This window comes from Frisingicoccus caecimuris (genome assembly GCF_004340975.1).
GTDB lineage: Bacteria > Bacillota > Clostridia > Lachnospirales > Lachnospiraceae > Frisingicoccus > Frisingicoccus caecimuris.
Genome location: NZ_SLXA01000003.1, coordinates 23,973 through 44,587, shown reverse-complemented (window position 1 = coordinate 44,587; position 20,615 = coordinate 23,973). Strand labels below are relative to the sequence as shown.

Annotated in this window: 23 protein-coding genes; all 23 read right to left on the bottom strand. The window is 41.8% G+C overall.

Annotated elements, in window-relative coordinates; translation table 11 throughout:
• Positions 1-78 precede the first annotated feature (78 nt).
• The 23 genes from EV212_RS04330 to EV212_RS04220 all read right to left on the bottom strand — a co-directional run bounded on the left by EV212_RS04330 (position 79) and on the right by EV212_RS04220 (position 20,557).
• Positions 79-1,380, bottom strand: a complete 1,302-nt coding sequence (locus tag EV212_RS04330; RefSeq protein WP_165873295.1) for an AAA family ATPase — start codon at positions 1,378-1,380, stop codon at positions 79-81.
• A gap of 23 nt (positions 1,381-1,403) precedes the next feature.
• The gene (locus tag EV212_RS04325) at positions 1,404-1,844 is read right to left on the bottom strand and encodes a hypothetical protein (protein WP_132089438.1); all 441 of its coding nucleotides are present in this window, start codon (positions 1,842-1,844) and stop codon (positions 1,404-1,406) included.
• Positions 1,841-3,781 (bottom strand): HesA/MoeB/ThiF family protein, encoded by a 1,941-nt coding sequence (locus EV212_RS04320; protein WP_165873294.1) that lies wholly within the window; start codon positions 3,779-3,781, stop codon positions 1,841-1,843. The genes EV212_RS04325 and EV212_RS04320 overlap by 4 nt, the downstream gene beginning before the upstream one ends.
• Positions 3,782-3,792: 11 nt before the next feature.
• Entirely contained in the window at positions 3,793-4,245 is a 453-nt protein-coding gene (locus tag EV212_RS04315) for a hypothetical protein (RefSeq protein ID WP_132089432.1), read from the bottom strand.
• 12 nt (positions 4,246-4,257) lie between these two features.
• Positions 4,258-4,437 carry a hypothetical protein gene (locus tag EV212_RS04310; protein ID WP_132089429.1) on the bottom strand — a complete coding sequence of 60 codons (180 nt, stop codon included), beginning with the start codon at positions 4,435-4,437 and terminating at the stop codon, positions 4,258-4,260.
• A gap of 10 nt (positions 4,438-4,447) precedes the next feature.
• Positions 4,448-4,666 (bottom strand): hypothetical protein, encoded by a 219-nt coding sequence (locus tag EV212_RS04305; RefSeq protein WP_132089426.1) that lies wholly within the window; start codon positions 4,664-4,666, stop codon positions 4,448-4,450.
• A gap of 6 nt (positions 4,667-4,672) precedes the next feature.
• Positions 4,673-4,951, bottom strand: a complete 279-nt coding sequence (locus EV212_RS04300; protein WP_132089423.1) for a hypothetical protein — start codon at positions 4,949-4,951, stop codon at positions 4,673-4,675.
• A gap of 194 nt (positions 4,952-5,145) precedes the next feature.
• Positions 5,146-6,396 carry a hypothetical protein gene (locus EV212_RS04295; protein ID WP_132089420.1) on the bottom strand — a complete coding sequence of 417 codons (1,251 nt, stop codon included), beginning with the start codon at positions 6,394-6,396 and terminating at the stop codon, positions 5,146-5,148.
• Between the two features lie 52 nt (positions 6,397-6,448).
• The gene (locus EV212_RS04290; protein WP_132089417.1) at positions 6,449-7,852 is read right to left on the bottom strand and encodes a type IV secretory system conjugative DNA transfer family protein; all 1,404 of its coding nucleotides are present in this window, start codon (positions 7,850-7,852) and stop codon (positions 6,449-6,451) included.
• A 15-nt stretch (positions 7,853-7,867) separates the two neighbouring features.
• On the bottom strand, positions 7,868-9,037 hold the full coding sequence (locus EV212_RS04285; RefSeq protein WP_132089414.1) for a hypothetical protein: 1,170 nt from the start codon (positions 9,035-9,037) through the stop codon (positions 7,868-7,870).
• A gap of 45 nt (positions 9,038-9,082) precedes the next feature.
• On the bottom strand, positions 9,083-9,388 hold the full coding sequence (locus EV212_RS04280; RefSeq protein ID WP_132089411.1) for a hypothetical protein: 306 nt from the start codon (positions 9,386-9,388) through the stop codon (positions 9,083-9,085).
• Positions 9,389-9,466: 78 nt separating this feature from the next.
• A complete protein-coding gene (locus tag EV212_RS04275; protein ID WP_132089408.1) occupies positions 9,467-9,754 on the bottom strand; it encodes a hypothetical protein in 288 nt (95 codons plus the stop codon).
• A 200-nt stretch (positions 9,755-9,954) separates the two neighbouring features.
• Entirely contained in the window at positions 9,955-10,191 is a 237-nt protein-coding gene (locus EV212_RS04270; protein ID WP_132089405.1) for a helix-turn-helix domain-containing protein, read from the bottom strand.
• Positions 10,192-10,215: 24 nt separating this feature from the next.
• Positions 10,216-10,416 (bottom strand): hypothetical protein, encoded by a 201-nt coding sequence (locus EV212_RS04265; protein WP_132089402.1) that lies wholly within the window; start codon positions 10,414-10,416, stop codon positions 10,216-10,218.
• 29 nt (positions 10,417-10,445) lie between these two features.
• The gene (locus EV212_RS04260) at positions 10,446-11,342 is read right to left on the bottom strand and encodes an NUDIX domain-containing protein (RefSeq protein WP_132089399.1); all 897 of its coding nucleotides are present in this window, start codon (positions 11,340-11,342) and stop codon (positions 10,446-10,448) included.
• A 14-nt stretch (positions 11,343-11,356) separates the two neighbouring features.
• A complete protein-coding gene (locus tag EV212_RS04255; protein WP_132089396.1) occupies positions 11,357-14,380 on the bottom strand; it encodes a toll/interleukin-1 receptor domain-containing protein in 3,024 nt (1,007 codons plus the stop codon).
• Between the two features lie 202 nt (positions 14,381-14,582).
• Complete coding sequence (locus tag EV212_RS04250; RefSeq protein ID WP_132089393.1) at positions 14,583-14,960, bottom strand: type II toxin-antitoxin system death-on-curing family toxin; 378 nt, start codon at positions 14,958-14,960, stop codon at positions 14,583-14,585.
• Positions 14,957-15,199 carry a type II toxin-antitoxin system Phd/YefM family antitoxin gene (locus tag EV212_RS04245; protein WP_132089389.1) on the bottom strand — a complete coding sequence of 81 codons (243 nt, stop codon included), beginning with the start codon at positions 15,197-15,199 and terminating at the stop codon, positions 14,957-14,959. The genes EV212_RS04250 and EV212_RS04245 overlap by 4 nt, the downstream gene beginning before the upstream one ends.
• Before the next feature lie 131 nt (positions 15,200-15,330).
• Positions 15,331-16,011, bottom strand: coding sequence for a hypothetical protein (locus EV212_RS04240; protein WP_132089386.1), 681 nt, complete (start codon positions 16,009-16,011; stop codon positions 15,331-15,333).
• Positions 16,012-16,222: 211 nt separating this feature from the next.
• Entirely contained in the window at positions 16,223-17,161 is a 939-nt protein-coding gene (gene tsf / locus EV212_RS04235) for a translation elongation factor Ts (protein WP_132089383.1), read from the bottom strand.
• Between the two features lie 149 nt (positions 17,162-17,310).
• A complete protein-coding gene (gene rpsB, locus EV212_RS04230) occupies positions 17,311-18,039 on the bottom strand; it encodes a 30S ribosomal protein S2 (RefSeq protein ID WP_132089380.1) in 729 nt (242 codons plus the stop codon).
• A 168-nt stretch (positions 18,040-18,207) separates the two neighbouring features.
• Complete coding sequence (gene codY / locus EV212_RS04225; protein ID WP_132089377.1) at positions 18,208-18,978, bottom strand: GTP-sensing pleiotropic transcriptional regulator CodY; 771 nt, start codon at positions 18,976-18,978, stop codon at positions 18,208-18,210.
• Between the two features lie 181 nt (positions 18,979-19,159).
• Positions 19,160-20,557, bottom strand: coding sequence for an alanine/glycine:cation symporter family protein (locus EV212_RS04220; RefSeq protein WP_132089374.1), 1,398 nt, complete (start codon positions 20,555-20,557; stop codon positions 19,160-19,162).
• Positions 20,558-20,615: the final 58 nt, after the last annotated feature.

The window sequence follows — 20,615 nt, the reverse complement described above, 5'->3', positions numbered from 1 at the left end:
TATGATATTCTCATTTTATCATATTATATCTGTATGAACCATTGAAAATACCAACGACTATCACCTTTATTCCGATCTTTACCTTTCCTCTTGAACGATCGTTATCACAATATCCTCAATATTTCCCGACAGCGTTACCTTCTTTCCCCTGTATCTTCCGATATTGCGGTCATATACTGTCGCTGCTGTGATAGCCTCTCTCACTGCATCTTTGACACCTCTGGCGCCATAGTTGCTGTGCTGTTCTTTCAACTGTACCATCAGTTTTTCGTCCATGTGCTCCAGTTCCATCTCGTAGTTCTGAAGCTCCTCTACAACAAATTTACTGACGATATCCGTAAGAGCATCTACGGGCAACTCCTGAAAAGCCAGGCAGTTCGTAATCTTACCGGCAATTTCCGGGTGCCCGCAGGCCTTAGCCAGAGTATTTCTGCAAATTTCCTTCTTTCGGAATGCAGATGCCTCATTATATGCCTTCATATCGACAGGAATATTGCTCGTGATAATGAAAATCACATGGCTAAGGTCGATGTCTTGCGAGTTATCTGCCAGATGCACCACACCGCTGCTAAAGCATTCCATCAATCCGGTATAGACTCTGTCAGTCGCTTTCTCAATCTCATCAAGCAGGTAAACCTGATAAGCATTGGAACGGACGGGTTCAAATACTGTTGGATCCTTGTAGCCCACATAAGAAGGTGGGGCTCCAAAGAACCGATTCACAGAATGCTCGCCGATAAATTCATTTAATGCGATCTGATGAAAACCATATGCCTGTCCTGTCAGCTTTTCGAGTGCCCCAGGAAGAGCTTTACCAACTTCCGTCTTACCCACACCAGTCGGACCAAAGAGGACGATGACCTCCACTTCAGGCTGTTTTCTGCGAAGATTTGCTGAAATCAATTCACTGATCTTCTTAATTGCCTCATCCTGTCCATAAATGTCACGCTTTAATTCTGCAGCCAACTCATCCGGCCAGACAATTTTCGTCTGCTTTTTCTGTTCAAGCTGACGGACTTTATCTTTATCTACAATATCCCTGGTTCTATCTGTTGAAGGTGTCCTCTGCGTGTTTTCCTTCACACTATAACTCCACACCTGATCTGTATTGCAGATAGTTACCGTTCCGCCATCCTCTTCGGGCTTGAACTCGATAACAATATCTACTTCCGAAACATTCCGTGGCAGATTTACATTTCCCACATTCATACAGGTTTTAATGTCAAAATTGACATGATAAATCGTCATGCTGCTTTTGCCGCTGATACCCTGGAGCATTTTCTTCAGTCCACTGCTTCCGCTCATCTGGATAATCGGAGATATATGAACAGTATCCCCGTCAAAGCCAATGAATATCCAATCTTTATCCGAATATCTCATGAGAGTATTCCCCTTCCATTCCTTCATTCATCATGGCTATAGTTTTCAATATCTGAAGCTTCCAAATACCTCTCTGTACTATCCGGCATCAGGTATGTTGCTTCTGCCTCATTCTCATCCGCCGCATTCGCCTGTTGGGCATTCATGTAATCCGTGATTGCTTTTTCTTCAGATGAAACATGAGAGTGATTATAAAGGAATGCTCCAATGAACATTGCAATCACAGCACAGATGATAATAACCTTCCATGGGAAACTTGTATGGGTAGTTCTGTTGCCTGCACTACTTGTCCTTCTGCTGTATCCAGCCGCCGACTTCGGGCGGTTGGATACGGAAGATCTCATAGCACCCCGGGTCCTCTGTGCTCTTCGATCGGCCTCCGCCTGCGAAACATTGTCCACTGTTGCCCTGCCTGTCCGGTCATCTTTGTAATATCGTTTGCCATTGATCAACACGTAACTCATGTGTAAAACCTCCTCAGGCCCTTCGGTCCGCAATAAGAACAGGACTCGTTTTTCTGCGCCGGTCCGGATTTCCAGGTAAGCGGCCTGCGCTCTTCCACGGCTCCAAACAGCTGCATATATGGATTCACGTCCTGATGTACCGGATAATTAAGCAATACTGTGCACTGATTAATATAAGGAAGCAGCTTTGGCTCATAGCCTTCTTCTTTCTCCATCAGAAGATCGATGGCCAGTTTCGCCTCAAAGATTGCTGTGAGCTGGATATCCAGATACATACCTGGCTGGAAATGAAGCTTTTCGAGTTCTGTCTCAGTCGCATAGAATCTTCTGCGCACTGCCTGATTGCTGTAGTCAACGCCTTTATCTTCACCATAAGCACAAGTATAACATGCCATACCGGAATCCGGTCTATAATAGAAAATCTCTCCTGTAGAAGCTCTCGGCCCACACCCGGCATCAATCATAGGGATATGGTATTTGTCAGCCAACTCATTGCAGACATATCCACAGTGACGATTGTCAGCACAACAGAGGATGATGGAATCTTTCCAGATAATTTTCTCCAATTCAGCCGGATCCACATGCTGAATCAGATCCCTGAAAGTATAGACTTTGCAATTCGGGTTGATATCTGCAGCCCTTTCTTTGAAGCAATCCACCTTATATCGTCCTACATCATGAATACCACACTCATGGCGACATACATTGTGATATGCCAGAATATCATTATCGGCAACGATCAGGGAACCGATTCCTGCTCTGATCAGCTCCAAACCAACCTTGAACCCTCCGGAACCTGTACCTGAGATGATTGCCTGTTTTGCAGACATCTTATCTTTTTCCACGATCCCCTGATTTCTGGAAAAAACCTCCTGCTGACAGGCGTAGTATTCCGTAAGAATCTCAACCTCCATATTGTCCTTCATAGAAATCATCGCATCATCACCGTTCCATACAAGCGAAAGCCCGAACTGATCGGAGATACTGCCTGCATTTCTTTCAATATGCTCACTTCTTACGGCCACACCTAACGGCCGGGCATCCGTTCGGACACTATAAAGTTCTTCCGGAACGATGTTATAGATTTTCGTTTCCGGTAAATAATATCCCATCAGTTTCCCTTCATATCGCTGCTTTCTATATTCCTCCGGAATCAGCACCTTGTACGGTCTGAGTGCTTCCTGCATTTTTTCAAAATCCATAAATGCATCATCCATCAAGATTTCATCCTCTTCTGATGCTGCATCTGTTGTCTGTAATCCTCTGTCCTTTCTGTTATCCATATACTTCTCCTCCCCTGTACTTTCCTTAAATAAACCAGATAATTTTGAACAGATGGCTTCCCTTACATCACTTCCATCTACCGTCCTGCGTTCCATTCTTCCGGCCGCTGTCCTCGCTGCTTCATTGCGTTCTACTGTTTGTTTAAGCTTGCGTAAATCGATACGCGGCATCGCAGCCCTGACGGCTTGATCGTTAATTTCATATTCAGCTTCCGTCTCATCTCCGTTCTCGTCGATATACCAGAACCTGATCCTGAATTCGGGATCGATAAAAATCAGTCCGTTGACTACACCGCCAAACTGCTGTGCCAGCTTAATATTCGCCGGATAATCTCCCGGGCTGAAACGCAGGCAGCCATTCGGATGTCTGTGGACCTGAGACACTGTCAACTTGCCATTTGAGAAGTCATAATATTCAGAAAGCCGCGTCGCCAGATGATCAGCGTATACATGGTCCTTCTCGCACATGGCAGGCGTATATGTGGCGTTAATGCCACTGTCCGCCACCATATCAAAGAAGAAGTCATTGCCGATACGTATTCCAGGCATCTGGATAATACTTTCATTTCCAGGATGTCTGCCCGCTTCGAGTAACATCCCTCTGTATGTATTATGAGTAATATAAACATGATATTTTTCTTTACGTTGGAACATTGCCACCTCCATTAACGGTCACGATCTACACCGGTCTTCTCCCACACGCAGTAAACATCGATCCATCGAAGGACTCTGGTCATTGCGGTGTATCCATTAACGGATGCCGGATCTGTGGACCTGACCTGACAGATATAAGGAAGTCCCATCCTATAATCTGAAATCAGATGATGGAAGCCCGGTTTCAGCTTTGTCATCGGATAAACCTTGATACTGCCACCGAATAAACCATCAGCATCTCTTCCCGGATGGTCGTGCTCGTACACAACATGGAATACGAATGTCCGCCATCGCTGATCCGGTGCCGGTTTTACCGGCAGCGTCACGTCCACGCAGAATCTGTGCTTTTTGTCGAAGCTGAACATCATCTTCGTATTCGGATGATTATACTCGCGCATGAACTTCAGAAAAGATTCTTTCTCAAATTTAAGCAGATCGCCGTTTTCTTTTTCATACCAATACATCGTATGACCTCCTTATCGTGCATAGTTCTTTTCCGGTGCCGTATTGATCACAGGACTCGAAGAGTTCTCTGCCTGATCTGCAGGCACTACCTCACCATTGCGGAATACAAACGCCTCAACATCCGCAACGCCATTGGCCTGGTCCTCAAGCTGTCCATAGTTCTTATATTTTCCGGTTCTGATCATATCCATATTCTCCTTCCTATCTAAATAGAGATTTGAGTAAATATCCTATAACAAATACAATGATTACAATCGGCATAATGGCATTGATCCATGCCCAGGTATTATTTGCAAAAGCCGTCACGATAAACTCCTTGTATTTCACACAACTGACAACCACCAGCAAAACTCCCGCCACGGCCCATCCGATCAGGAAGCGCCTGATCACTGTCCACACTGTTACCGCCTGATCATCCATGTTTTATCACCACCCCCAAAAACTTCTGCGCAGCTTCCATTTCAACCGCACTACAAAATAAACTGCCGCAATCACAACTACCAGGATTGGGAATCCAGAAGACAGCGTGTTTGCCATGAATATGGCGATTCGCGCTGTCACCGCACCAAAATTGGCAATGATTCCGATTGCCGCCAGAACAGAAAGCACCGAACAGACAATCATGGTGAGCGTTACGCCTGAAACAGCCCTGATTCCTGCTCCTCTGTAGCTTTCCTGCTCAAAAATATTTCCTGCACGCCTCATGTACTCATCACCTCCCCAACGCTCTTATCTATATCTGATCTCCTCTTTCAGACCTCCTTTCCTACTTTGTTGTTAATGCTATTTTAAGACCAGAAAGATGTTTCTTATAGTTGTGCCGGTCATCTGAAATGAAACATGTATTTCCGCTTTTTGAAACTATTTATGTCTTTTACGTCTCATATACTTTCCCCGTGTCATACCACCATCGGAACTCCTGACACAATAGGCAGGAAATCTGATGTGGGAATCAAATAGACGTTGTCATTTGCTGTCGTCTTAACAGCAAGATAATCCGACTGCTTTCTCAAAATTGCAGGTTTTGCATATAGGTCCTGACTTCTCACTCTGAGTCTTTCCTCTCTTTGAATCTGCCAATGTACCGCTTTTTTGATTGAAAAGAAAATATGCGGAGTGTTACCTGCTACGGGTATTGGCACATGATACTGATAGGTACTAAATAAGTCTTTGGAAATATCGTCAGTCGTTGCAGAAGTTCCATGCTGAAACAGCACGACATTTGCAAAATCCAGCTCGGAATTCCCATGCATGGACTCTTTGATGTTCTGCGACACCAACATTAACTCAACCTTCCCCTGTCGTTTTGCCTGTATGAGATATTTCATCAGTTCATCATTTTCATCCACGAACTCCATCTCATCAAGAATAATGCGGACTCTTGGCACACGCTTGAGGGTATAAAAGATTTCTTCTTTCAAATAGGAGTTAAAAATATGCTGATTGCTGGAGCATGCATACATAGCCATTCCTGAAAGGTTACCCTTTGCTCCGCTCTGGAAGTTATATTTGGTATCGCTTCCAGGCGTATAAACATCTTCAAATATTTCTTCAAGTCGTTCAAACAGTCTCCGAAGCGCAATTCCAGCCTCATGATTGGCGCGAATATTATCCGCGATCACATTCGAGAGACCACTCTGCAGAGCAAACTCAGAAATAGAATCATCATCTTCGTTCAAAAGCTTTACGATAGCCGGCAAAGACACCGGATATTTTGCTGCAACCACATTGAGCACTGCTGCCGCATAAATCATGATCGGATCAATCAGAGTGGTATATCCCATTTCCTCAGCCACCATACAGACGAAACGCAGAATCTGCTGTGCCGACATGCCGTAGAACGGATGGTAATTTTTGTCCGTTACGCAGGATGTCATAACGCCGTCTATCTCCTGTGTATTTCGCTTCTGCTGTATGGCTGTCATCACTTCCGGATGACTTGTCAGGATAATTGTCGGCATATCATTTCTCTCCAGACAGCTGCAAAACAGATCAAGTACCATTGCCTGATTTCCGGCTTCTCCACCGGTTATCACCAGATCTCCACGAATCCTACGAAAGAAACTTGCACTATCCACACGTCCCTCAAATACCCGTCTGGCAGCATTCAGTCGTTCGCACTCCCGGATGATCATTCCTTTATTACTCATATCTCTCTCCCTTCTGCCCGGTGCATATTCACAATGAATCGGGCAAACGTTTTCAATACAGCGGCATCGCAAACAGGAACGGTGCCTCTCCTGCCAGTGATACCACAGCCTCACCATTCTTCATCTTTAACAGGTTCCAGTCTTCAACGGTATGTCCTGCCCTCTGAATGTTCAGATTCTCCTGCTGTGCAGAAAGGCTGAAATTCTGATAGTTCTCCCCCAAACGGTTGATCACAAACTGTCTGGTGTCAAAATCGTTTATTCTGAATGCCATCATATTCTGAAATGAAGATAAGATATTCTTTGCTCCGGCTTCCCCATATTGTTCCTGGAGACCTGCTGTATTCTGAAGTCCACACATTACCTTTACGCCCTGCGAACGGCCAAAATTCAGCCCATCCGACAGATGCTGGAGCTTCGGAAGAAGCAGCATCTCATCTAACAGAAAATACTTATTGGATTTCTCCTTCTGTCTTCCACCCAACCCATTGGCAAGCGCCCGATCAATCAGAATAGAGTACATCGGAGCAAGAAGCTGGCCTTTTCTCAAATCATATTCAATAAAGACAACTTTCTTCTTACCGCCGCCCATAATCTCTCTCATGGAAAACTCTCTTGACGGATCAGCCTGAGCAAAAGGCCCTACAAACATCTTTTTCAGCATAGAGCCAATATAGCTGTTAACTCCCTGGGTCTGATTGCCCTTGTTGGAAATATAGTCAATACAGTTACGCTGATCGGCCATATAATCCAGTCCCAGGATTTTCTTTAAATCCTCATTTGTGCTGTGTGTGAAGAAACGAATGAGTTCCTGATTATTCAACTTTGACTGTTCGGAACGCCAGTAAGTTCTCATATAATAAATGATGACAGCAGTGACCACCTGTTCGGCCATAGCCGGGAAAATCGGTTGAGTCTCGCTATTCATCGTCTGGAACAGCTGCTCACAGAGTTCCAGAGCATCTTCATCGGACTCTGTTGTATAAACAAGCTTTCCATCTAGTCCCCTCGGCATTACTTCGGCAAAAATATTATGATAAGCGGTAATATTGCGATACATCTCGCCATTGCCGATGATAATTTTCTCCTTATCCGGGATTCTCTCGCCAAAGGTTTCCAGATAATCACCCTTTGTATCGAAGATAACCATCACATCCGTTGGTTCCATCGTTGCAAGCAAACGCTCGAAGACCATATTGAAGAAATTCGTCTTTCCTGTTCCCGGCGCGCCAATGGCCAAAAGTCCATATGCCAGCATAGCCTTACTCATACCAAAGAGTTTCTTTGTCTTTGAATCCTGAAATGCCACAAAGGGATTCCCCGACTTATCTGCGGTCCAGGAAGGAATCGGAGATTCGCTAATGCTCTGCCCTAAAAGAGTCTTCGTATACATTCCTCCGTTCCTCTCCTGACTACTTCCTGCTCCGATTCGTCTCTGTCCAAAATCATATGACATCTACTATGACCCTCCTTAAATATCCATGCCGCCGTCAACACCATCGCCATCATTATCCACGCCGTCATCGCTGACACTATCGTCAGGTACACCGGCATCTACTGATGCAACGCCATTTTCCTGAACATCTGCCGTATCAAGCGCATTATTATCTGTCTGCATATCCTGCGCCTCCTGGAACTCCTGAACAGCATCAAGATACTTTTCGCTCGTTTCTGCAGTTGACTTAATTGCCTCTTCTTTAGACATTGACGGATCATTCATCGCATGCTCATAATAAGCATTTACTGTATCTCTAAGGCTCTGATTGTATTCCTCTAATGAAACCGGCTTTGGATCAAATGACATCTTGGTGTCCTCCTTTGTCACTAAATGATTTGTTTGCGTCATCTGCTGCTGAAGACTCTGATGGGTTGCAACCATTTCTGCCTTAACAGCCTTTTCTGTATTTGGATCGACCGGCACCCTTGTTCCGAAATACTGATTCTGCAGCGTCTGGTTCAGATCCTTCACAAAATTCGGATTTTGAAACCGCTGTATTGCTTCCTGTTCGGTTGCCTGATAGCCCGTGGTGGCTACAGATTTGGCATATGCTTCAAAGGATGCCTCCGTGCCATACTTTCCGGATATACTATTCAGGATAGTGGCTGTCTTTTCTTCCGCCGAAAGATGCGCATCTCTTTCTGTTGACTGAAAGTAATACATGTAATATCCGTTAGCCGTTTCGCCTGTCAGATACTGGCTGCCCAACTGATAACTTCCATTCTGAAGCACTGCACTGGTGGTAAAATCATTTGCCTGATACTCATTGGTCAGCTGAACATTATCAATATTGATGGTTCCGTCGATCACCTGATCCTGGAAGCAATGCACATTCTCATGGAGCACCGTATTGAGTGTCTGACAGTTATAATCACTCATTGTGTGCTGAATCGTCTGGCCGTTATATTCAAATGTCTGAACGCCCCTGACTGCCATATCGTAATTAACGTTAATCACACCATTTGCTGCATTGCCGCTTTCATTTGCCGGCAAGTCAGCGAAACGCACCTCCGGTGCACCAATCTCGCCTCGCTCCAACGCATCACGATTCACTGTCTCCTGAAGAAGACCCAATTTCTCGTTTTCGTCAAGTTTGCTGTACGTTGATTCGCGGAACATGGAATAAAGCTGTTCATTACTCAACGCCCCATACTGGGTCGGATGTACTCCGTATGTACCCGTAACAGACTACCTCCTCATATTCCAGATTTTCATTTCCGCGGTTTCAACATTTCCTTCCGATAATTCGGTCAAGACCTCCAATGCTTTTAAGAAATCTCTACTGTTCCAAATTGCCAGGATCATCGGCAATGAATACTTTCCGACATAAATGTCAGTCAATGCCTGTTCCTCTGACCATTCCTGCACATTCGGGTACAATGCTACAGGGCACGCCTTTAGTGTCTGTATCGCTTTGTTATGCGCAGCCTCTTTTGCAAGGCCATATTCCTGACGGATTCTATCCGCCAGTTTTGTTACATCACATGTTCTCATGCTGTCTGTCTCCTTTCTAAAATGTGATCATTTGATGTTATTGCATTGACAACTATGGCGGCTTGCGCCATCACCTCCTTAAGCCGCCATCTCCATATCGTTTTCATAGGCTACAGAATCGACATTCACCAGGATATCCTTATCCTCCTTTGCCCAACGCTTAATTGAGCAAAACACTTTTGTGCCCTTCGGCACTCTTCCAGTCCAATAACCAAATACCGGAATGGTTTCCTTGTATTCATCGTTCATGTCATTTTCAATTTTCAGATCAATGTACAGGCCCGCTCCGCTCTGTCCCTTTACAACACCTTCCAGTGAATCTCTAAGGTTCATCATTGCTTCTTCGTTGTATCCATAATCCCACATGCCTTTATCCTCCCTGACTTTTATGCCTTTGTTTTTTGATCTGATATCAGTATCTCATAAACAAAGACTTTCCTCACCCCAGAGACCCTCCCCGAGATGAAACACCTTTTGAAACTTATAAAGGGTAGTTTTGCGCATCAAAAAAAGAGCTATAGACAATTGCTTCCAATAGCAACTATCTACAGCTCTTATGAGTCATCTTACTTTTCAATTTCAAATTCACCCGGCTTATCCCCATCCGGGACAAAATCTATAATGTCATCAACCTCACATTCCAGAGCATCACAGATTTTGCAAAGCACTTCCGTCGAAACGTTTTCGTTTTTACCCATCTTTGCTATAACGTTTGTCGTCAGACCGGCCTGCTCCCTCAGATCTTTTTTCATCATGTCTCTATCTATCAGCAGTTTCCACAGTTTCTTATAACTTACGTTCATACTCACCTATCACCATCTACAAATCTAAATAGTTTTACTTATCTTTCTTTTTATCGTACTTTCCCGGCCAAGTCCTTCTCCCGATGCGGCCGGTTTCTCCCGGAAGTTTTTGACCTTTTCAAAAATTCTTTCCCCCGGCTCCAAATCCTCTGGCACCCCACGTCTCACTAAAGCTTTGGCATAATTTTGCAGGGAGATGGAAGACCAAGCACCTGGTTTTCGCACTGAATGGTTGCCGGCAAATCTGTTCCCATTTAACCAAGAGCCTTATTGCCTGTCTCTAAATATGTAATCACATCTTTAATTCGTCTCTTCTGAGAATCCGCCAAGGGTAATCTCATCACTTCATCTAATGGCATCCACACAAAATTACTGGACTCCTCATCAAGTTTTACTTCAAGCCCGCGGGTCTCACCATAATAAACGATCGTAAATTCCTGACGAACCTCTCCATCTGAGTATGCCACACGGATGTTCGGATCAGTGTATGTCCCGATAATATCCTTGATTTCAACAATCAGTCCACACTCTTCTTTTACCTCACGAAGTGCACAATCCACCATACTCTCGCCGAATTCCAATGTCCCACCAGGCATCGTCCACTTCTTATTATCTTTTCGATGAAGCATTAGCAGCTCTTTTTTTTGATTCAGAATAGCAACCGCTGCAGCTGGTTTAATTGAATTTGCTGCGGGTGCATCTTTACAATAAAAGAAATCTGTGCGAACAGTCTTCATTCTTTCCGTCAACCATTTTTCCTGTTCAGCAGTTATTTCAACAAGCTGCTTATCATTGATCGATGGCGTTTTTATAAATAAGATGTTCGTTCCCGATTTTACGCGCTGAGCATATGCTGTTCCCGGCAAAATTGCATAGAAATCTCCTTTTCGAAATTCGTAAATTTTTCCAGTGTCAACATCCATATACTCTGTCCAGCCACTAATCATATACTGATACTCAGTCGCAATATCATGAACATGCGTAGGCTCATACTTATAATCCGGATAACTGGAAACACCAATTTCAAGACGCTCATCTCTTACAAACTTAATTTCCTGTGGTTTCGACAGATTTCCGACAAAATACTGACGTGTTGTACTTTCTAAAGATTTCTTTATTGCTTCATTTTCAATTTTTACAATTTTCCCCATTTCCCCATTCTCCATTATAAAAAATATAGTTTAAGATAATCGTTATAGCTATTGCAAAACTCTTCAATTGCTTCAATACAAGACCCGTATTGCATTTTTCTTGCCAGGTCAAGACTCTTCTGACAAGTAACCTGAATAGGTGCAATTCCAACTCTGCTTTCACAAGCAGCCAATAGTGCTCCACTCATAATCAAACCCCATTCCTGCTTTATCTGCTTATACATGCCCTTTGCTCTCGAAGCAAAATCCGCAGCCTCTCTCAAATTTCCTAAATGATAATTAATATTTCCAATACCCAGGTTAGCATGGGCGGCCCATCCAATAATACCGTTTGCAACAGAATATTGAAGCACACTCTCATAACATTCCAAAGCTTCATCATATTCCCCCATACAGGTACATATATTTCCAAAGGCACCTATAAGATAGTTTTCATATCTTCCTATTATTTTGTCATGCCGATCCACATAGGTCAGAATAATCTTTTTAGCTGTTTCATAATCCTTCATATGGCAGTAGTAATCCGCCAATTTACGGGCATTTCTTTTAGAGTAGTCTAACAAGCCGTGTCTCTGAGAATATTCCTCTGAAGTTGTAAGCCATTTATAAACAAAATCCCAATCCCCGGAAAGTACCCCCAGATTTCCCCCGATCAAAAACAGAAGCTCATTCATTACTTTAAGATATTGATCACTTGTTTGAGCCAATACACTCAAAGCATCATCCATGAGCCTGCCCACCGGTTTATAAAACATTGAATGATGAATCCGTCTAACATTGAGCATCGCAAGGAATTCGCTGCTCATGATCTCATCCTGAGAATGTCCCTCTAAATATTGCTCCGCAATATCCACTGCTCCAGAGTAATCTCCGGACATATGCACAATATCTATGTAAACCGATACCAAATTCGGATTAAATTGTTCAATTCCATAGTTTTCTTTTGCCAGGGTTAATATCCACTGAAGAAGACTTGTGTTTCCTTCTCGTTGCAGGCTTATACAAAAATCGTTACGATTTTCAGAATTCCAAAATGTTTTCAGTAATTTCTTGTGATTCCAAATTGGCGGAAACATATTCCAAATCTTCCAGTACGGGTTTAATTTGTATTCGTGACTTAATAAAAACTGTTCAAGTTCGCCAAACGCTTCTGCCAACACATAGTATGTACCCACGTGATCCTGCACATAACTCAGAAGCTCAGCAGACGTATTATTGGTCTCAGACAGGCTCTCTTCAATAAGTTTTCGACAATATCTCGCCAATAACAGAGCTCCTTGTTTTTTATCAACAAAATACACACTGCTTCTCTGTTCATCCGTAAACCAGTCTGATAATGACTTATGCGAGAAATTGAGCGTTGTAAATTCACCTTCCTGTCGATTCACCCAAGACCCAAGTAAATCAAGATTCGATAAATAAATATACTTTGAATACTTACATGCATTGATCAGTATCTGCTCCGGAATTGACTCAGACACAACCAACAGTTCTAAAAAGTCTCTGACTCTTTCAAAAGATCCGCTGCTTCTAAATTTACGTTCCATTGATGATCGATAAAAATCACTTAGACCTCTGGGAAAACTATTCGGATTGCTCAAGTCAACTGCGCCGTTCTTTACATCTTCAACAAGTAGTTCCGCATACAGAAATATGCCTTCACTTAATTCACATATCTTATTAAGTACCTCAAGACGATTGGATATTTGTTTCAATTCAATTGACAGGGCCCTCAGCAGATATGCCATAATATCATTGTATCCATCCGGAATATCTTCCACCAAGTCCAAAGAATCTGCTCCTTCAAATAGAGAAATAACGCTTTTTTCCGGTCTACTGGTGAAAACAAAACGAATCCATCTCGGCAAACGTTCTACACATCTGGAGAATACCGCTGCTAATGGATTCGTCCCATCCTTTTCAGCTTCATCCAATCCATCAATAATGATGATGCCCGTTTCACGACCGCCATCAACCAGATGATTTAATGGATAGGCGAGCAAAAATTCAAACAAAGCATCATCATTCATTTCTTCCAGCCCTGTACCAACCTGCTCTAATTGATGCAGAAGCAGTTTGCGATAATCCGGAAGCTTTGTTGCAAGGCGAAATGCCATCGTTCGGATCAGTTGATGTGGATTGATAGAAAATTCCCGATTCCACTCACACAAAAAGCAACCATATACATCCGAATTATAATGGGAGTAATTGACGCTGAAGGCACTCTTTCCTGAACCGGGCTTTCCATATATTACGAGAGCCTTTGTCTTCTGGCGTCCCTGCCAGTCTTCGATATAATCCTCTACCCACTTTCTTCCATAGAATTCCTTTGATAATAATCTGTATTCTTTTTCAGTATTCAAATATGGAGATAATTTTTTCTTTAACGTGTGAATTTCTCCATTTAATTCAAACGATTCATCTGCTTCAATAGCACTACAAAGTTCCTCAAACTTCTCCTGATACCAGTCTTCAAACTGTTCCTGAGACTCTTTTCGAATTTCTGCCCACTCACTCATGTCCAGCCATTGAATATCGGACAAGGTTGCCGGCTGCCTGATTTTATTTTCAGGCTCAAGAAGAACTGTTTTTACATTCGCACCCTTGACACAAACTGCAATCTTCAGCTCATCCAAACAAACACCTGGATTTCTTGTAGAATGCTCTGATAAAAAGGCGATGACATTTGCAGACTTCATTATTCCATTTAGAATATCCTTTCTCCAATGGTCTCCCGCCTTAATTTCATTTGTATCAATCCAGACACGATGTCCTCTTCTTTCAAGATCCTGTTTAATTCTTTCAACAAGTATCCTGTTTTTATCATGACCATAACTGAAGAATAAATCTAACCCAACTTTGCTCTGATCTTTTTCCTGAAATACAGAAAGCTGATGTTCGCTAAAGATTTCATCACAATCTTCACATACGAAAATTTTTCTCTTTTTACTGTAATATATATCCTCAGACCCACAAAAAGGGCATCTCTCCATTGCCGTATCCCCCGTCTTTATCTGATGACGAACAATGTCCATCATTTTGATTCATAACACATACCAATCTTTTCTGCTTCTTCCAAAAGTATATCATGTGCAAAAACCGGAGTCAATTTCAAATTGATTTTTTCAATTTTCCATATTCTCATGCTCCGGTCCGGTCATAATTCTCAATTTTTAACATCTTTTTATTCATTACTGGTATTTATAGCTGTTTATCTGAAAAAATTAAAAATCTTTTGACTTACATCTGATGCTTCAGCAACCATTGTAAAATATCTTCGTATTGCTTCTTGCCCGCTGCTACATTTAATATTAAATCTGATAACTCATTCTGTGTATATTCAATCTCATAACCATTTAATGCTAAAAATACTAACATGGCATGAACCCCTATTCTTTTATTTCCATCTATCATTGCATGATTTTTAACCAATCCATAGCAAAGTCTCGCCGCCTTTGCCTGTATGCTTGGATATAATTCTTCTCCGCCATAGGATTGAAATGGACTTTCTAATGCAGATTCAAGCAGGCCCACGTCCCTAATTCCATCACTTCCTCCAGTAGCCTCTATTAATTGAGTGTGCAGTAATAAAACTTGTTCTTTTGTCATTTTTATCATTTTGCAAGCACCTCATAGGCTTCTCTATTTTTTTCAATTAACCTTTTTGATATACTCAGCACATCTTCATTTGATGCAACAGCATCATTATCTGCTTTGCTAAAGTCTATGACAAGATATCTTGGCACATTGTTTTTCAAAATAACAGCTGTTCCATGTTCATCCACTAATCTTGCTACTTTAGAAAAGTTCTGGTTAGCTTCAGTAATAGAAACCATTGTATTTGTATCTATTGTCATTGCTCACACCTCCCGACAGTTTTATAATTTTATTATATCTATCTTCTAGGATAAATTCAACCTATTATTCCTCGTTTTAATCCAATTTATAATTTTACACTGATATTTAATTGGTGACTGTTTCACATTCTCTATTTTCCATAATATAAGGCAAAATGAAATTTATCACCTTCCTCTCCAATAAACATACATCTATACTTCCCTTTTCGTTCAGACGAAGTTCTTAATGGACTTTCTGTATATGCATTTACATAATCATAGGTTAAATTTTTTGTTTGCTTTGGGGCATTCTCATTCTTCTTTACTAAAAAGGGAAAATAAGACAGTTTTCTCTCATCCACTAACGGATAGGCGCCACTGCCTGTACCCAACTGAATTAATTGTGAAAATGAATCCACACAATTAAACCATCCAATCACAAACGCAACCTTTCCATTTTTTCCATTATCTATTTCATCCATTAACCAGTCAAAATCTTGCTGAAACACCGACCAGTTTTTGCTTGCTGCTCTTGTATTGGCCGAACTAATCCAATTTTTTAAATATTTAACTTCGATTTTAAAATCCCTTTGTCCTATATATAAATCATGATTTATTTTCTGCGCTTTCTTTAATCTACCACTTTCTCCTGCTGTATAATGAGCATTCTGCTTGAACGGATATCCTAATCTTACTGTTATATCCATTTCATTGAACTTTTCATCTGCTTCATTTTTTAGTTCCGGCTTACCCCATCCCTTATACAACATATTGAATTCATCAATCACATATAAGCAATTAGCCACTAAATACTGATCAATCGTTGGACCCACTATACCATCATTCCTTTCCGTTTCTTGAATTGTATATTTTATAAGCTAATATAACTATATTGCCTAATTTCAATTAATATTCAAAAATTACAAGATACTTTTCGATATTAAGCAAATATTCCACAAATCCAAAAACCCCTGTAAATGGTATATCAATACCACTTACAAGGGTTCTCGTTTTTATCATTATTCGTTTAATTTCAACAAATTCTTACTGTCCCATCTGTTTTGCAACTTCTTCAGCAAAGTTTTCTTCTTTCTTTTCCATACCTTCACCGGTCTCAAAGCGAATGAAACCTTTGATAGCAACGTTTACACCTGCAGTTTTTGCTACGGATTCAACGTATTTGCCTACGGACTGTTTTCCATCTTCTGCTTTTACATATACCTGGTCTACAAGGCATACTTCTTTAAGCTCTTTGTTGATACGTCCTGTAATGATGCCATCGATAACCTTTTCCGGTTTTTTGGACTCTTTTGGATCGTTCATGATCTGAGCAAGAAGGATTTCTTTTTCATGTGCAATATAATCTGCACTTACTTCGGAACGGTCTGTATACTGAGGTTTCAGGGCCGCTACCTGCATAGCAACGTTTTTACCACATTCAAGAACTTCTGCGTCAGCGGAATCTGTTGTCAGTTCAACAAGAACGCCGATTTTTCCGCCTGCATGGATATATGTTGTGATAACGCCGTCTGCGCTGACAACTTTTTCGAAACGACGAATACTTAATTTTTCGCCGATGATAGCGATTTTCTGAGATAATGCCTGTTCTACAGTCAAGCTGGCATCATCAATCCATGGTTCAGCCATGAATTCTTCGATTGTTTTTGCATTTGTAGCCAATGCCTGAGCTGCTACTCTTGCTACATAGGACTGGAATTCTGCGTTCTTTGCAACGAAGTCTGTTTCACTGTTAACTTCAACGATTGCGCCAGTTTTATGATCATCAGAAAGGATTGTTGCTACAAGACCTTCTGCTGCAATTCTGTTTGCTTTTTTAGCGATAGCTGCAAGACCTTTTTCTCTTAAGAATTCAACAGCTTTTTCTTTGTCTCCGTTAGTTTCGTTCAGAGCTTTTTTACAATCCATCATACCTGCTCCGGTGAGTTCTCTTAATTCTTTTACCATTGCTGCTGTAATTGCCATGATTCATTCCTCCATAAATTTTTCTTTATTTTATAATTTCTTAATTCTTTTCCGTTGTACTCCGCACGGCTTCGTGTCTCGTTTGCTTAAAAAAGCTGTCTCAAGATTAAAACTAATTTTGAGACAGCACTTTAAGTCGTAAGCTCTGATTATTCAGCAACTTCCTCTGCTGCTTCTTCAGCATCGTCCATCTGAACACCCTGATTTGCTTCGATAACTGCATCTGCCATCTTGGAAACGATCAATTTAACCGCACGGATTGCATCATCGTTACCTGGGATTACATAATCCAGTTCTTCCGGATCACAGTTTGTATCTGCAATACCGATTAACGGAATACCTAATACATGAGCTTCCTGTACACAGATTCTTTCCTTCTTAGGATCTACAACGAAGATTGCGTCCGGGATTCTCTTCATGTTCTTGATACCACCAAGGTTTTTCTCAAGTTTTTCCCATTCTTTCTTCAGTGCAATAACTTCCTTTTTAGGCAATACGTCAAATGTACCGTCTTCAGCCATAGCTTCAATCTGTTTCAGTCTTGTAATACGGCTCTGAATTGTTTTGAAGTTTGTCAGCATACCGCCAAGCCATCTCTGATTTACATAGAACATACCGCAGCGCTCTGCCTCTGTGCGGATCGCATCCTGAGCCTGTTTCTTTGTTCCGACAAAAAGAATCGTTCCACCGTCTGCAACGATATCTTTGATAGCATTGTAAGCATCATCTACCATACCTACAGACTTCTGTAAATCAATGATATAAATACCATTTCTCTCTGTGTAGATGTACTCAGCCATCTTAGGGTTCCATCTTCTTGTCTGGTGTCCGAAATGTACGCCGGCTTCCAGCAGCTGTTTCATAGAAATAACGCTCATAATCATACCTCCATTGGTTTTACATCCGTGGACTTCATCTTCTCAGGCGACCTATCGGCACCTGCCTGAAAATCGACCCACGTGTCATATTTTTACAAAATAGGATTATAACACAAAAGACTCGCATTAAGCAAGCCTTTTGTAACTATATTTTATGTCTTTTTTAAATTATTTTTTGATTTTCTTTAATTCGTCGAATACAGCATCATTAATGACCTTAATATAAGTACCTTTCATACCGGATGAACGGGATTCAATGACACCGGCACTTTCAAATTTGCGCAGAGCATTGACAATAACAGACCTGGTAATGCCCACTCGGTCGGCAATCTTGCTGGCCACGAGTATACCCTCATTTCCATCTAATTCATCAAAAATATGGGTAATAGCTTCAAGTTCGGAAAAGGACAGTGTGCTGATAGCTGATTTCACAACCTGAAGTTTTCTTGATTCTTCTGCACTTTCTTCGTTTACAGAACGCAACATCTCAAGTCCCACAACTGTCGTTCCGTATTCACTCAAAATAATGTCGTCAATTTCATAGGACTTATCATTTCGGTAAATAAACAGCGTTCCCAGTCGTTCACCAGCAATATCAATCGGCGTAATGATCGCCTCATAGGTCGATACATTATCACACGAAAATCCAAGTGTTAATAAATTAACATTTTCTTTTGTCGAAAGAACGCTGAGCAGACGTTCATTCAGCCTCGAATCGATATGACCGCCAACACTGTCACTAATCAACTGGTGAATACACGGCTGCCCGGACCGGTTTTTTATTCCCAGAATCTTACCTTTCTTGCTGATCACAAGAATATTGGACTCCAATATATCACTCAAGACTTCACATATGTCATTGAAAACAACCATATTGGAATTATTATTATGAAGAAGCTTATTGATCTTTCTAGTTTTGTCTAACAATTCAACGCTCATATCCATCCTCCTTTTTCATATTTATCATCTAATCAACATTTTAACACAATTGTTGAGACGAAACAACCATTTTTCAAATTTTTATAAACAAACAAAGCAATTCGAAAACAATTTAAAAAGCGATGAATTTCCATTTCCTATATCAGAAACCCATCGCTTTCTATCATTCTTATTTTAATTTTCAGGCATCTTTACCTTCCGTGCTGAAATATTCCTTCACCAGACGCACCACTGTTCCTGATAACAGGAACAGTGCAATCAGGTTTGGAATGGACATCAGCCCATTAAATGTCTCTGCAATACTCCATAGCAGTCCCAAATCCACCGTGGCACCTAAAATAGCTACCAGCGAGTAAACGACCATAAATGGCTTGATGACCCTGGAAGAAAACAAAAATTCGATACATCTGGCCCCATAAAGTCCCCATCCGATGATCGTCGAAAAGGCAAAACAACACATGGCCACCGCTGTAAAAATGGAAACCCAGTTTCCATAGGTCGATGTAAAGCCGAGAATCGTCAGTTCCGCCCCGGCCGCACTTCCGTAGCTTACCGGTACACCGCTGCATAAAATGACCAATGCTGTCAGCGTACAAATCAAAATCGTATCTGTAAAAACTTCAAATATTCCGAAAAATCCCTGTTTTACAGGCTTCTGTGTATCCGCACAAGCATGAGCGATCGACCCGGTACCAAGACCGGCTTCATTTGAAAAAATCCCACGGGATACGCCTTTTTGCACACTGAGGAAAAAACCGCCCACAACACCGCCGGTAACCGCACTCGGATTAAATGCGCCATAGACAATCGAGTATAAAACACGAGGTACATTCTCAATATTCAGAAGAACAACTCCCAACGCCAATATAATATAAAATACCGCCATAAAAGGAACCAGCTTTTCAGCAACACTCCCAATCCGCTTAACTCCGCCGAGCAGGACCAGTCCTACAAGCACAGCAATCGTAATACCCATGATTATATTGGAAAGATTCACGGCAGAATCAGAAATGACATTATAATTCAGCAGAGCTGAATTAATCGCCGTGGTAATCGTATTTACCTGAGTTGCATTTCCCGTACCAAATACAGTTAAAACACCAAAGGCTGAAAATGCCACTGCCAGCCACTGCCAATATTTGCTAAGACCATTCTTAATATAATACATCGGTCCGCCAACCAGATCTCCCCGGGCATTTCTCTCCCGAAAATGTACTGCCAGCGTTACTTCGGAAAATTTTGTGCACATGCCAAGCAGCGCTGAAATCCACATCCAGAAAACGGCCCCCGGACCACCTATGGCAATCGCCCCGGCCACTCCGGCAATATTCCCCGTCCCGACCGTTGCCGCCAAAGCGGTACAGACTGCTTGAAATGGAGTCATCGCCCCATCTGAAGCTTCCCGTTTACGGAACATTCTCCCTAACGTCGTCTTTATAGCATAGGGAAATTTGCGAATCTGCAAAAATCTGGTACGAAGGCTTAAAAACAAACCAACACCAATAATACAGACCATCGCCGGGACGCCCCAGACAAAATTATTGACGGCATTATTAATCATTTCAATTGTTTGTAGCATAGTCAAACCTCTTACTTCTATTTTTTCTATAATTACAAAAAATCATAACACATTTGTG